The following is a 13,511-nucleotide window of genomic DNA, read 5'->3' on the forward strand; positions in this document are numbered from 1 at the left end:
GGGTGCCTGAACCATGTACCTGCTCGGGGAGCAATCGGCGCAGACCGACACATTGATCAACCATTTGCAGAAACTGCCGGCGCAATGGCTTGAGGCAGTTGAGCCGTGCGGGCCGCTGCTGGAACTGGCAGGCGCCGAGGACCTGCTGACGGAGTTGCCTGAGGATCAACTGTTCCTGCTGGTCGAAGGGGTGATCACCGGCTATTTCGCCGGGCGGCCGCTGTTCTACTGGCAGGAAGGTGACCTGATCGGCTTGCAGCGCGGTACGCAATGGGCAGATTGCCGCTTGAGCGCGCAGAGCCCGCTGCGGTTACTGCCCTATCGCCGCAGCGATCTGTTTGCGCAGGTGCAATGCGAGCCGCTTCTGAACTACCTGCTCGGGCAAATGGCACTACTTGCCCACGCGGTTGCAGAACTCAAACCGCGTGAATTTCGCAGCACCAATGGTTTCAAACGGGTACCGGCCGGCGAAGTGTTGATTCACCAGGGCGATGAGGCAGATCACGTATTTGTCATCATCGAAGGGCACGCCGAGGCGTTCGTCGATGGACACAAGGTCGGCGAAGTGCCCAAGGACGAGATCTTCGGAGCGATGGCAGTGTTCACCCGCGAACCGCGCAATGCCACGGTCATCGCCAGCGAGCCAAGTACCGTGATGTTGATCCCCGGCGAGCAGTTTTTAAGCCTGACCCGCACCAATCCGAAAATCGCCCACAGCCTGATCGAGAGCATGGCGCGGCGTATCGACCAGCTCAACAAGCAACTGACTGCCCCCAGAAAAGGGATCTGACGCCCAGCATCTGCAGGGCATTGCGGCCATTTCCAAGAAGAAGCAAAACAAATCAAAAAACAGCAGTTGACTTGGTAATGAGAATCGCTATGATTATCACAACTGGTCGCGAGATCAGTCGATATTCTGAAAAGCCCTTGGTTCGGACTCTCAGATTATCTCCTCATCAGGCTAATCACGGTTATTTGACCCGGTTTTTACCGGGTCTTTTTTTGCCCGCAACAAAGTCATTTACCGAACTGTTTGCGCATCTCGGCGCAGTAATCCTGCGGCGCTTTGGCCGGAGTGAACCAGACGTAGTCGGCCATAGCAGGCGTGATCTGACTGCCCTGCTCCGCGAGCATCAGCACGGTCGGCGCTTCAGGCGCCCCCAGGTCGAGCGCATGCAGCGGCACGCCGACATTTTTGCGCGCGTGAAATCCACCGGCCAATAAAAGTGCGGGGGCGGGCGCTTCTAACAAACGCGTAGCCATGCGCCGATCACGTTGTTGCTGGACGGCGAGCATGGCCGGCATTTGCGATTGCGGCAGCAGGCCACAGTGGGAATCACTGATCTCACCCAATAACTCGGACTTCACCGTCGCAGCATTACTGCGGGTGCCATCCAACACGGGTGGATTGCGATAAACAGCGCGAATTTCACTGTTATCAAGATTGGCGTCCAGTAGCGGATAAGGCTGCGTCAGGGCGAAACGAACAATCGGGCCATATAGATTCCAGTCCCAACCGTCCTGCCAGGCCAATGCCGCTGGAATATCGTTGGGTGGAGGCGATGCATGACGTATTTGATCAACCCGCACCTGCTGATCCGGCGTGAGCATTTCCAGCATCAAACTGCCTTGAGGCCGCGTTTGTCCAAGGTTCTGCAATAGCCACAACTCAACAGCATGGTGATCGGCATTGTCATGTTGTTCGCCAATGATCACCCGTGCCGGTTTGCTCAAGCGCGCCAGCAGCTCCTGCGCGGTAAGCACTTCGCCGTTACGCAGATCGCGGATTTCACCAGCCACCGGTGGAGGCGGCACGTGCTGACAGCCACCGAGCAACAACACCATCAACAGCAAAATCCTGCGCATGTCTGCACCTCGACGACGTGATCAGCGGGCGATGATCAGCGGATGCCCACGCTCCGGGTGCGGCTGCACCAGCACCTCCAGGCCAAACACCGCTTGAAGCGGCTCGGGTCGCAGCACCACCTGCGGCGTATCCAGCGCCACCGGCCGCCCATCCTGCAGCAGCAACAAGCGATCACAATAACGCGCAGCCAGATTCAGATCATGCAGGATCACCAGCACCGCTGCGCCGCGATCGGCAAATTCGCGCACCGCTTGCAACGTGGTGTGTTGATGCAAAGGATCGAGCATCGAAGTCGGTTCATCCAGCAGCAACGTCTGCCCAACCTGCCCCGGCCAGAGCTGCGCCAGCACCCGCGCAAGATGCACGCGTTGGCGCTCACCGCCGGACAACGCCAGATAACTGCGACCACTCAGATGAGCCGCGTCCGCCGCATCGAATGCCGCCGCAATAATCTCGTCATCACGCACCCGACCGCTTTGATACGGCAAACGGCCCATGCCTACGACTTCTTCCACGCGAAAAGCGAAGTCCAGGGTCGAAACCTGTGGCAACACCGCTAGACGCTGCGCGCGCCGCGGGCCACTCCAATGACTCAACGCTTTACCGTCGAGCAAAACCTCGCCGTCACTGGCCGCAAGCTCACCGCACAACGCCCCGAGCAAGGTGCTTTTGCCAGCACCGTTCGGCCCCAGCACTCCGAGCACTTCGCCCGGTTCAAGTTGCAGACTGACATCGGCCAGCACGGTTTTGCGGCCACGGCGGATGTGCAGATTTTGCGCACTCAACATCAGGCACGCCCTCGCAGCAGCAGGAACAGAAAGAACGGCGCGCCGATAAACGCTGTGACAATCCCGATCGGCAGCTCCGCCGGCGCCAGGGCCAGACGCGCCACCAGATCGGCGAGCAGCAGCAGACTCGCTCCCGCCAGTACAGAGGCTGGCAGCAATACTCGATGATCCGGCCCGGCGAGCAAGCGCACCAGATGTGGCACCACCAACCCGACAAACCCAATCATCCCGGCCGCCGCCACAGCCGCGCCAACGCCCAGCGCGGTACAGAACACCAGTTCACGCTTGAGCCGTTCCACATCAATACCCAGATGCCCGGCTTCCGACTCACCCAAAAGGAGCGCATTCAAAGCCTTGGCCCGCCGCGGCAACCACAACGCCACGCCCGCACTGATGATCAGCAGCGGCCACAACCGCGCGTAACTGGCGCCGTTGAGGCTGCCGAGATTCCAGAACGTCAGCGTGCGCAGCGTCGCGTCATCTGCAAGATAGGTGAACAGCCCCACCGCAGAGCCAGCGAGCGCCGTCAGCGCAATACCCGCCAGCAACATGGTCGCGACATTGGTCTGGCCGTTGCGCCGACCGAGGCGATACACCAGTGCCGTCACTCCAAGCCCACCGAGAAACGCACACGCCGACAACAGATACGGCCCGAACCATTCCGGCAAGCCGCCAAACACCGAGCCGCCGACAATCGCCACCGCCGCGCCCAACGCCGCGCCACTGGAAACCCCGACCAAACCCGGATCGGCCAAAGGATTGCGAAACAGGCCCTGCATCGCTACCCCGGACAGCGCCAACACACCGCCAACCGCCAGCCCCAGCAGCGTTCGCGGCAGACGAATCTGCCCGAGAATCAGCTCAGCCTGCTCCAGCCCATCCGGCGCCAGCGGCACGCCAATCATGCGCAGCGCGGCACGCAAGGTATCGAACAGCGGCAGACTGACCGGCCCCAACGCCAGAGACAGCCAGATAGCTACCGGACACAGCAGCGTCAGGCCGATGAACAAGCCACGGGGTTTGACCAGCGTGGTCATTGGCCGCTCTGGGTCGGGTAGAAACCGTCAGACAGGCTTGTCAGCGCCGCCGGCAAACGTGGTCCGAGCCCCCCCACCAACAGCGTCGGATCCAGTTCCACCACGCGCCCAGACTTGGCCGCACGACTCGAATTGAGGATTGGATTCTCCTTGAACAAAGCCGCTTTCGCCGCATCGCCAGTCAATGCACGATCGGACACCACCAGCACTTCAGGATCGAGGCTGGCCAATGATTCCACGGAAAACGGTTTATAGCCGGTATGAGTCGCGAGGTTATGGCCTCCGGCCTGTTGCAGCAGCCAGTCCGCGGCAGTGTCCTTGCCGGCGATCAGCGGCTTGCCACCAGCGTGTCCCAGCAACAAGAGAACACCCGGTGCTTTCGCTTTGACTTGGGCGGCAATGACTCGGGACGTCTGCGCGTCGAGTTGCTGCTGATAACTTTGCAGCAGTTGCGCGGCCTGCGGTTCAGCGCCGAGCAGTTGACCCAAGTGGGTAACATTCTTCTGCAGCGTTGGAAAATCAGGCTGCGCCGAGAACAATTCAACCCTCACCCCGGCAGCGCGCACTTGCGAGATGACTGGCGGTGGCCCCATCTCCTCGGTGCCGATCAAAATCTGCGGGCGCAAACTGAGAATACCTTCAGCCGAAAGACTGCGCTGATAGCCAATACTCGGCAGCGCTTTCAAAGAATCGGGATGCTGGCTAGTAGTGTCGACGCCTACCAGTTTCGCCTCGCCGCCCAACGCGCTGACCCACTCTGACAACGCGCCGCCAGCGCTGACCCAACGTTGCGGCAGATCGGCGGCTGTAGCCTGCTGGCTGACGAAAAGTGCGGCACACAGCGCAGCAATGCGGGAACTCAGGCGCATACACGACTTCCTTGAAGGTTTTCCCGGGCAGCGAATCGGCGAGCCAAGTATCCTCGGCATCGGCCACCGCGCAGCGGGCGAAGGCGGCCATTTGATAATTGTTTGCATTTAAACGTCAAGCTCGGACATATCCCGACACGACATCTGAGGATAGCCATGAAGTTTCTCTGCGCGGGCGCCGATCTGGCTGAAGCTGCCAGCCGCGGTTTCGATATCGACGGTAATAAACTGTTTGCCGTGCGTCGTGCAGGCCAGGTCTACGTTTATCTCAACCGTTGCCCCCACCGTGGCGTCGGCCTTGAATGGCAGCCCGACCAGTTTCTCGACCCAAGCAACAGCCTGATCCAGTGCGCCACCCACGGCGCACTGTTTCTGATCGAGGACGGTGAGTGCGTATCCGGGCCGTGCGCCGGGCAATCGCTGAGTGCGGTGCCTTGTCGCGAAGACGCGCAAGGCTTGTGGGTCGATGTTTAACCGTTGAGCAACACGTCCAGACGGCGGTCGATGACGATTTCCTCATGGGTCAGGCGCACGCCGTAGGCCAGCACTTCCACACCGCTGGCCACCGCTTCGCGCAGCGCATCGGCGTAGGCCGAATCGATTTCACTGGCCGGGCGCACCGCTTCTATCCCAGTGAGATTGACGCAATACAGCTGCACCGCACGGATGCCGTCGCGGGCCAGGTGCGCCAATTCCCTTAAATGCTTGGCCCCGCGCTGGGTCACCGCATCCGGAAATGCCGCTACCGCTGTGCCATCAAAGCCCAAGGTGACGCTTTTCACTTCGACATAGGCCGGGCCGCTCGGGTAGTCGAGCCGGAAATCGATGCGGCTGTTTTCCTGCCCGTAAGCGACTTCGCGCTTTAAAGCGGTAAAGCCGTTCAACTCGCTGATAACCCCTGCCTGCAAAGCTTCTTCGACCAGCGTATTGGCGCGGCCGGTATTCACGCAGAACAGCCGCCCTTGCGGGGTTTCGCCAATTTCCCAAGTGCCGGGCAATTTGCGCTTGGGGTCATTCGAGCGACTGAACCAGACCTGCCCGCCTTCGACCTGACAATTGAGCATCGAGCCGGTGTTCGGACAGTGAATGGTCAACATCTCGCCGCTAACGGTCTCGATATCGGTGAGAAAACGCTTGTAACGTCGGATCAGCCGCGCTTGTTCGAGGGGAGGATGAAAGCGCATCAGCCTTGCCAGCTCTTCAAGCCGCGCGCGATGCGCTCCACCGCTTCCTGTAGGCGCGGGAGGTTTTGCGTGTAGGCAAAACGCACATGGTGGCTGGCCTGATAGCGGCCGAAATCCAGTCCGGGTGTGAACGCCACATGCTCGGTTTCGAGAAAATGTCGGCAGAACGCGAAGGCATCGCCGCCGAACTTGCTGATATCCGCGTACAGGTAGAACGCACCCTCAGGTTCCACGGCGATGTTGAAACCCAGTTCGCGTAGCGCCGGCAGCAGGAAGTCGCGACGACGGCCGAATTCGGCGCGACGCTCTTCGAGGATGGCAATGGTGGCCGGTTCGAAACACGCCAGTGCCGCGTATTGCGCCATGCTCGGTGCGCTGATGTAGAGGTTCTGCGCAAGTTTTTCCAGTTCGCTGACCGCCGCGTCCGGCGCCACCAGCCAGCCGAGACGCCAACCGGTCATGCCGAAATACTTGGAGAAACTGTTAAGCACGAAGGCGCTGTCATCGACTTCCAGCACGCTCGCAGCGTCAGTGCCATAAGTCAGGCCGTGATAGATCTCATCCACCACCAAATGCCCGTGCCGCGCTTTGATGGCTGTGGATAACCCGGCCAGTTCATCGCGCGTGAGAATGGTGCCGGTCGGGTTGGCCGGCGAAGCCACCAGCGCGCCAACGCTGTCGTGATCCCAATGCCGGGCGATCAGATCCGGCGTCAGTTGATAACGCACGTCCGGGCCGACCGGAACCAACTGCGCTGCGCCTTCGACCAGACGCAGGAAGTGGCGGTTACACGGATAACCCGGATCAGCCAGCAACCAGTGCTTGCCCGGATCCACCAGCAGCGCGCTGGCCAGCAGCAATGCGCCGGAACCACCAGGCGTAATCAGAATCCGCCGCGGATCGATATTCAGGCCATATCGCGTCTGATAAAAACCGGCAATCGCCTCGCGCAACTCGGGAATGCCACGGGCGGCGGTGTAGCGAGTTTTGCCCGCCGTCAGCGCCTCTTGCCCGGCGCGAATGATCGGCTCGGCGGTGGTGAAGTCCGGCTCGCCGATTTCCAGGTGGATCACGTCGTGCCCTTCGGCCTGCAATTCATTGGCCCGCGCCAGCAACGCCATGACATGGAACGGTTCGATCGCACGACTGCGCGCACTGTAGGGCTGAGCCATTGGCCTTCCTTCGACGGGGGTAAAAAAAACGATTCTAACCGTCTCCCGGAACGAGCGAGAACCCGCAGCGGTCACAGCCTCAAGAACGCTGGACTGTAACGATACGAACGTACGCTCCAGGATTGACTAAAATCAGTGATTGAACAGGTCTTCCACACCGTCAGACATAGCTTGCCCAACAATTGCAAGCGCCACCCGCCGGGGCTTCGACATCCGGGAGTAGCGCGGGCCGAATTGATCTGGTAAGTTCGCCCGCTTGCAGCCGCAGGGCCGGCAGGTGTCGGTGATGGAGCAATCCTGCGCAATGGATTACAAGAGTAGAGGCGGTCCATTTCATGCCCACCCAAGCAAAGCAACAACAGACTCAGACGATCAGCGGCTTCGAACCTTATGTTCCGAAGGCTGGGGAAGAGTACATGGGCGCTCCGATGCGCGCCCACTTCACCAAGATTCTGAACAAGTGGAAACAGGACTTGATGCAGGAAGTCGACCGCACGGTTGATCACATGAAGGACGAAGCAGCCAACTTCCCTGACCCGGCCGACCGCGCCAGCCAGGAAGAAGAGTTCGCCCTGGAGCTGCGCGCCCGCGACCGCGAGCGCAAGTTGATCAAGAAGATCGACAAGACGCTGGATCTGATCCAGAACGAAGATTACGGTTGGTGCGAGTCCTGCGGCATCGAGATTGGCATCAAGCGCCTCGAAGCCCGTCCTACCGCTGATATGTGCGTGGACTGCAAGAATCTGGCTGAAATCAAGGAAAAGCAGGTCGGCAAGTAATTCCGATCTGAACGAGAAACGGAGCGTGCGAACGCTCCGTTTTTGTTTCTGCTGTTTTTGACTCTCACAGCTGTTTTTGACCCTCACAAATAACATCGCCGCCATGACTGCCATCACTTCACCCGCCTACATCGGACGCTTCGCCCCGACCCCCAGTGGACATCTGCACTTCGGTTCGCTGGTTGCCGCACTGGCTTCGTATCTTGACGCGCGCTCGGTCGGCGGCCGCTGGCTGGTGCGCATGGAAGATCTCGACCCTCCGCGCGAAGAACCCGGCGCGCAGGCGGCAATCCTCAAGGCGCTGGAAAGCTACGGTTTCGAGTGGGATGGCGAGATGGTGCGCCAGAGTGATCGGCACCACGCCTACGCCGAAGTGCTCAACAGCCTGTTCAATCATGGCCTGGCGTACGCCTGCACCTGCTCGCGCAAACAACTCGAGGCGTATCACGGCATTTATCCCGGACTGTGCCGCAATGCCGGCCACGGACAGGACGATGCGGCGATCCGCCTGCGTGTGCCGGAACTGGAATATCACTTCATCGACCGTGTGCAGGGCGAATTCCGTCAGCATCTGGGGCGCGACGTCGGTGATTTCGTAATTCGCCGCCGCGACGGCCTCTACGCCTATCAACTGGCCGTGGTGCTGGATGATGCCTGGCAAGGTATCACCGACATTGTGCGTGGCGCCGATCTGCTCGACTCGACGCCACGTCAGCTGTATTTGCAGGAACTGTTGGGCTTGCGTCAGCCACGCTATCTGCACCTGCCGCTGATCACCCAGCCGGACGGCAACAAGCTCGGCAAGTCCTACCGTTCGCCGCCGCTGGAGGCCGATCAGGCCACGCCTTTGTTGCTGCGCGCCTTGCGTGCACTGGGGCAAAACCCCGGCGCCGAACTGGCCCACGCCACTCCGCAGGAATTGCTGATCTGGGGCAGCGCCCACTGGGACGCCGCGAAGATCCCGCGCACGCTGACGCTGCCTGAAGCACAACTGGCATGACGGCGCTTGCAGTGGCGCGCCCATCCGTTACCATCGCCGCACGTTTTCGGGCACGCACATAAAAAGAGAGGCCGGGATGTACATCTATCGCTTGGTCCTGCTTCTGGTCGTGGGGATCTACCTGTTTTCTCCGGCCATCATGGATTGGTGGATCGACGCCACGGGCGCCTGGTATCGCCCATATCTGCTGTGGCTGATTCTGATCGTCGTGACCTTCATCCTGCAGAGCCAAAAAGATGCCGATGAGCTTTAGTCTGACCCAGATGCTGCTGATCAGCGCCGCCTACCTGGCCGCACTGTTCGGCGTGGCGTGGATCAGTGAGCGTGGAATGATTCCGCGGGCGATCATTCGCCATCCGTTGACCTACACCCTGTCGCTGGGCGTTTACGCCAGTGCCTGGGCGTTCTATGGCACGGTCGGTCTGGCCTATCAGTACGGCTACGGCTTTCTCTCCAGTTATCTCGGCGTTTCGGGCGCGTTTCTGCTGGCGCCGGTGTTGCTGTATCCGATCCTGAAAATCACCCGCACCTATCAACTGTCGTCGCTGGCCGATCTGTTTGCCTTTCGCTTTCGCAGCACCTGGGCCGGCGCACTGACCACGATCTTCATGCTGATCGGCGTGCTGCCGTTGCTGGCCTTGCAGATTCAAGCGGTGGCCGACTCGATCGGCATCCTCACTGGCGAACCGGTGCAGAGCCGGGTGGCGCTGGCGTTCTGTGCGCTGATCATCCTGTTCACGATCTTCTTCGGCTCGCGCCACATCGCCACCCGCGAAAAACACGAAGGACTGGTGTTTGCGATTGCTTTCGAATCGGTGATCAAACTGATTGCCATCGGCGGCGTCGGCCTCTACGCGCTGTACGGCGTGTTCGACGGCCCGCAGCAACTGGAACTGTGGCTGCTGCAAAACCAGACCGCCCTCGCCGCTCTGCACACGCCTCTGCAAGAAGGCCCGTGGCGCACGTTGTTGCTGGTGTTCTTCGCCTCGGCGATCGTGATGCCGCACATGTACCACATGACCTTCACCGAAAACCTCAACCCGCGTTCGCTGGTCAGTGCGAGCTGGGGCTTGCCACTGTTCCTGCTGCTGATGAGTCTGGCGGTGCCGCTGATTCTCTGGGCCGGGCTGAAACTCGGTGCCACGACCAATCCGGAATACTTCACCCTCGGCATCGGCATCGCCGCCAACAGCAAGTCGCTGGCGTTGCTCGCCTATGTCGGCGGCCTCTCGGCGGCCAGCGGTCTGATCATCGTTACCACGCTGGCACTTTCCGGCATGGCGCTGAACCACTTGGTACTGCCGCTTTATCAGCCGCCGGCCGAAGGCAACATCTACCGTTGGCTGAAATGGACGCGCCGGGCGCTGATCGTCGCAATCATCATGGCCGGTTTCGGCTTCTACCTGATGCTCGGCGCCGAGCAGGATCTGGCCAACCTCGGGATTGTCGCGTTCGTCGCCACCCTGCAATTCCTGCCGGGCGTGCTGTCGGTGCTGTACTGGCCGACTGCCAACCGTCGCGGTTTCATTGCCGGTCTGCTAGCGGGGATTCTGGTGTGGGTGGTGACCATGCTGCTGCCGCTGGTCGGCAATCTGCAGGGTTTCTATATTCCGCTGCTGAACATGATCTACGTCCTGGACGACACCAGTTGGCACATGGCTGCAATCGCTTCGCTGGCAGCCAACGTGTTGATGTTCACCTTGATCTCGCTGTTCACCAACGCCAGCCCGGAAGAAGCCAGCGCTGCTGAAGCCTGCGCGGTGGATAACGTGCGCCGTCCGCAGCGACGCGAACTGCACGCCGCGTCCCCGCAGGAATTCGCCACGCAACTGGCCAAACCGCTTGGCGCCAAGGCTGCGCAGAAAGAAGTCGAGCAAGCGCTGCGGGACCTTTATCTGCCGTTCGACGAGCGCCGGCCGTACGCCTTGCGTCGTCTGCGCGATCGCATTGAGGCCAACCTGTCCGGCCTGATGGGCCCGAGTGTTGCGCAGGACATGGTGGAAACCTTCCTGCCCTACAAGGCCGGCGGCGAAAACTACGTTACCGAAGACATTCACTTTATCGAGAGCAGGCTTGAGGATTACCACTCGCGCCTGACCGGCCTCGCCGCCGAACTCGACGCCCTGCGCCGCTACCACCGCCAGACCTTGCAGGAACTGCCGATGGGCGTCTGCTCGCTGGCCAAGGATCAAGAGATCCTGATGTGGAACAAAGCCATGGAAGAGCTGACCGGGATCGCTGCGCAACGAGTGGTCGGTTCGCGCCTGAGCACCATCGCCGATCCGTGGAAAGAATTGCTGCAAGGCTTCATCAATCTGCCGGACGAGCATTTGCACAAACAACATCTGGCGCTCGACGGCCAGACCCGTTGGCTGAATCTGCACAAAGCCGCCATTGATGAGCCGTTGGCACCGGGTAACAGTGGTTTGGTGTTACTGGTGGAAGACCTGACCGAAACCCAGATGCTCGAAGACAAACTGGTGCACTCCGAGCGACTGGCCAGCATCGGTCGGCTCGCGGCCGGTGTGGCTCACGAAATCGGCAATCCGATCACCGGCATCGCCTGTCTGGCGCAGAACCTGCGCGAAGAGCGCGAAGATGACAGCGAGCTGACTGAGATCAGCGGCCAGATTCTCGAGCAGACCAAACGCGTGTCGCGCATCGTGCAGTCGTTGATGAGCTTCGCCCATGCCGGCAGCCATCAGCACAGCGACGAGCCCGTCTGTCTGGCCGAAGTGGCGCAGGATGCAATCGGTCTGCTGGCGCTGAACCGACGCAATTTCGAAGTGCAGTTCTATAACCTGTGCGACCCGGATCACTGGGTCGAAGGCGATCCGCAGCGGCTCGCCCAGGTGTTGATCAATCTGCTCTCCAACGCTCGTGACGCCTCGCCTGCCGGCAGTGCGGTACGCGTGAAGAGCGAAGCCGGCGAACACACGGTCGATCTGATCGTCGAGGACGAAGGCAGCGGTATTCCGAAGAACATCATGGACAGATTGTTCGAACCCTTCTTCACCACCAAGGATCCTGGCGAAGGCACCGGTCTGGGCCTTGCACTGGTCTATTCCATCGTTGAAGAGCATTATGGACAAATCACCATCGACAGCCCGGCTGATGTCTTGAGCCAGCGCGGCACCCGAATCCGGGTGACATTGCCGCGTCATGTCGAAGCGACGTCCGCTGTGAACTGAGACCGTCGAGAGTATCGAATCAATGCCGCACATTTTGATCGTCGAAGACGAAACAATTATCCGCTCCGCCTTGCGCCGCCTGCTGGAACGTAACCAGTATCAGGTCAGCGAAGCCGGTTCAGTGCAGGAAGCACAAGAACGCTTCACCATTCCAACATTCGATCTGATCGTCAGCGATCTGCGCCTGCCAGGTGCGCCAGGCACCGAGCTGATCAAGCTTGGCCAGGGCACTCCGGTGCTGATCATGACCAGTTACGCCAGCCTGCGTTCGGCAGTCGATTCGATGAAGATGGGCGCGGTCGACTACATCGCCAAGCCTTTCGATCACGATGAAATGCTGCAAGCCGTCGCGCGGATCCTGCGCGACCGTCAATCGGCCCCGGCAGCGGGTGAAAGTGTTACCGCCAAACCTGCCAATGGCAGCGGCAAATCCGCCGTCGATAATAGTAACGGCGAGATTGGCATCATCGGTTCGTGCCCGCCGATGCAGGATCTGTACAGCAAGATTCGCAAAGTCGCGCCAACCGATTCCAATGTATTGATCCAGGGCGAATCCGGCACCGGTAAAGAACTGGTGGCCCGCGCCCTGCACAACCTGTCGAAACGCGCCAAGGCACCGATGATTTCGGTGAACTGCGCGGCGATCCCGGAAAGCCTGATCGAGTCCGAACTGTTCGGCCACGAGAAAGGTGCGTTCACTGGCGCCAGCGCCGGTCGCGCCGGTCTGGTGGAAGCAGCGGATGGCGGCACGTTGTTCCTCGATGAAATCGGCGAACTGCCGCTCGAAGCTCAGGCACGCCTGCTGCGCGTGTTGCAGGAAGGCGAAATTCGCCGCGTCGGCTCGGTGCAATCACAGAAAGTCGATGTGCGTCTGATCGCCGCGACTCACCGTGACCTCAAGAGCCTGGCGAAAATCGGCCAGTTTCGTGAAGACTTGTATTACCGCCTGCACGTGATCGCTCTGAAATTGCCGGCTCTGCGCGAGCGTGGCGCCGACGTCAACGAAATCGCCACGGCGTTCCTTGCTCGTCAGAGCGCGCGCATCAACCGTACCGACCTGAAATTTGCTGCCGATGCCGAACAGGCGATCCGGCACTATTCCTGGCCGGGTAACGTGCGCGAACTGGAAAACGCGGTCGAGCGCGCGGTGATCCTCAGCGAAAGCTCGGAAATTTCCGCCGAGCTGCTGGGCATCGATATCGAGCTGAGCGATCTTGACGATGACGAGTTCATCGGTCTGCCGGCGCAAACCGGCGGTAACACCAGCAACAGTAGCCACGAGCCAACCGAAGATCTGTCGCTGGAAGACTACTTCCAGCACTTCGTGCTTGAGCATCAGGACCACATGACCGAGACCGAACTGGCGCGCAAATTGGGCGTCAGCCGCAAATGTCTGTGGGAACGCCGTCAGCGTCTGGGCATTCCACGGCGCAAGACCGGGGTCGCCAGCGAGAGCTGAACGTCACCTGTAGCGTGTGCGAGTAACGCTTGAAGATGTGAAAAAACTGTTACCTCGGTTTTTCCACGTAACAGAAGCCGGGGTTATCGGTAACGAAACCCCGGCTTTTTTTCGCCCTGAGAAAACGGTTATATCGACCTAACCCTTTGTTTCACTGGGTTTCGC

The 13,511-nt window shown here is 60.3% G+C and carries 13 protein-coding genes; 7 read left to right on the top strand and 6 right to left on the bottom strand.

Features of this window, described 5'->3' with window-relative positions:
* Window positions 1–13 precede the first annotated feature (13 nt).
* Window positions 14–790, top strand: a complete 777-nt coding sequence (locus tag ACOI8A_RS24210) for a Crp/Fnr family transcriptional regulator (protein WP_420648396.1) — start codon at window positions 14–16, stop codon at window positions 788–790.
* A 227-nt stretch (window positions 791–1,017) separates the two neighbouring features.
* Here ACOI8A_RS24210 and ACOI8A_RS24215 read toward each other — a convergent pair whose 3' ends face one another.
* The 4 genes from ACOI8A_RS24215 to ACOI8A_RS24230 are packed head-to-tail and all read right to left on the bottom strand — an operon-like array spanning window position 1,018 to window position 4,561.
* Window positions 1,018–1,866, bottom strand: coding sequence for a ChaN family lipoprotein (locus ACOI8A_RS24215; RefSeq protein WP_420648397.1), 849 nt, complete (start codon window positions 1,864–1,866; stop codon window positions 1,018–1,020).
* 21 nt (window positions 1,867–1,887) lie between these two features.
* Window positions 1,888–2,655 (bottom strand): heme ABC transporter ATP-binding protein, encoded by a 768-nt coding sequence (locus ACOI8A_RS24220; RefSeq protein WP_420648398.1) that lies wholly within the window; start codon window positions 2,653–2,655, stop codon window positions 1,888–1,890.
* Window positions 2,655–3,692, bottom strand: a complete 1,038-nt coding sequence (locus tag ACOI8A_RS24225) for a FecCD family ABC transporter permease (RefSeq protein WP_420651534.1) — start codon at window positions 3,690–3,692, stop codon at window positions 2,655–2,657. Before ACOI8A_RS24225 ends, ACOI8A_RS24220 begins: the two co-directional genes overlap by 1 nt.
* Window positions 3,689–4,561, bottom strand: a complete 873-nt coding sequence (locus ACOI8A_RS24230) for a heme/hemin ABC transporter substrate-binding protein (RefSeq protein ID WP_420648399.1) — start codon at window positions 4,559–4,561, stop codon at window positions 3,689–3,691. Before ACOI8A_RS24230 ends, ACOI8A_RS24225 begins: the two co-directional genes overlap by 4 nt.
* A 156-nt stretch (window positions 4,562–4,717) precedes the next feature.
* Here ACOI8A_RS24230 and ACOI8A_RS24235 point away from each other — a divergent pair, with 156 nt between their 5' ends.
* Window positions 4,718–5,035: a Rieske (2Fe-2S) protein gene (locus tag ACOI8A_RS24235; protein ID WP_420648400.1), complete on the top strand. Its 318-nt coding sequence runs from the start codon at window positions 4,718–4,720 to the stop codon at window positions 5,033–5,035.
* Here the strand turns inward: ACOI8A_RS24235 and sfsA are convergent.
* Complete coding sequence (sfsA, locus tag ACOI8A_RS24240) at window positions 5,032–5,745, bottom strand: DNA/RNA nuclease SfsA (protein WP_420648401.1); 714 nt, start codon at window positions 5,743–5,745, stop codon at window positions 5,032–5,034. The genes ACOI8A_RS24235 and sfsA overlap by 4 nt on opposite strands.
* Window positions 5,745–6,917 (bottom strand): pyridoxal phosphate-dependent aminotransferase, encoded by a 1,173-nt coding sequence (locus ACOI8A_RS24245; protein WP_420648402.1) that lies wholly within the window; start codon window positions 6,915–6,917, stop codon window positions 5,745–5,747. Before ACOI8A_RS24245 ends, sfsA begins: the two co-directional genes overlap by 1 nt.
* Window positions 6,918–7,252: 335 nt before the next feature.
* On the opposite strand from ACOI8A_RS24245, the gene dksA reads away from it, so the two are divergent.
* The 5 genes from dksA (at window position 7,253) to ACOI8A_RS24270 (ending at window position 13,346) form a co-directional block, all read left to right on the top strand.
* Entirely contained in the window at window positions 7,253–7,696 is a 444-nt protein-coding gene (dksA, locus tag ACOI8A_RS24250) for an RNA polymerase-binding protein DksA (RefSeq protein ID WP_420648403.1), read from the top strand.
* Window positions 7,697–7,799: 103 nt separating this feature from the next.
* A complete protein-coding gene (gene gluQRS, locus ACOI8A_RS24255) occupies window positions 7,800–8,696 on the top strand; it encodes a tRNA glutamyl-Q(34) synthetase GluQRS (protein ID WP_420648404.1) in 897 nt (298 codons plus the stop codon).
* Window positions 8,697–8,772: 76 nt separating this feature from the next.
* Complete coding sequence (locus tag ACOI8A_RS24260) at window positions 8,773–8,949, top strand: hypothetical protein (RefSeq protein WP_003176118.1); 177 nt, start codon at window positions 8,773–8,775, stop codon at window positions 8,947–8,949.
* Window positions 8,933–11,887: a sensor histidine kinase gene (locus ACOI8A_RS24265; protein ID WP_420648405.1), complete on the top strand. Its 2,955-nt coding sequence runs from the start codon at window positions 8,933–8,935 to the stop codon at window positions 11,885–11,887. Before ACOI8A_RS24260 ends, ACOI8A_RS24265 begins: the two co-directional genes overlap by 17 nt.
* Window positions 11,888–11,909: 22 nt before the next feature.
* Complete coding sequence (locus ACOI8A_RS24270; RefSeq protein WP_420648406.1) at window positions 11,910–13,346, top strand: sigma-54-dependent transcriptional regulator; 1,437 nt, start codon at window positions 11,910–11,912, stop codon at window positions 13,344–13,346.
* Window positions 13,347–13,511: the final 165 nt, after the last annotated feature.

Source organism: Pseudomonas sp. P4795 (genome assembly GCF_048822895.1).
GTDB lineage: Bacteria > Pseudomonadota > Gammaproteobacteria > Pseudomonadales > Pseudomonadaceae > Aquipseudomonas.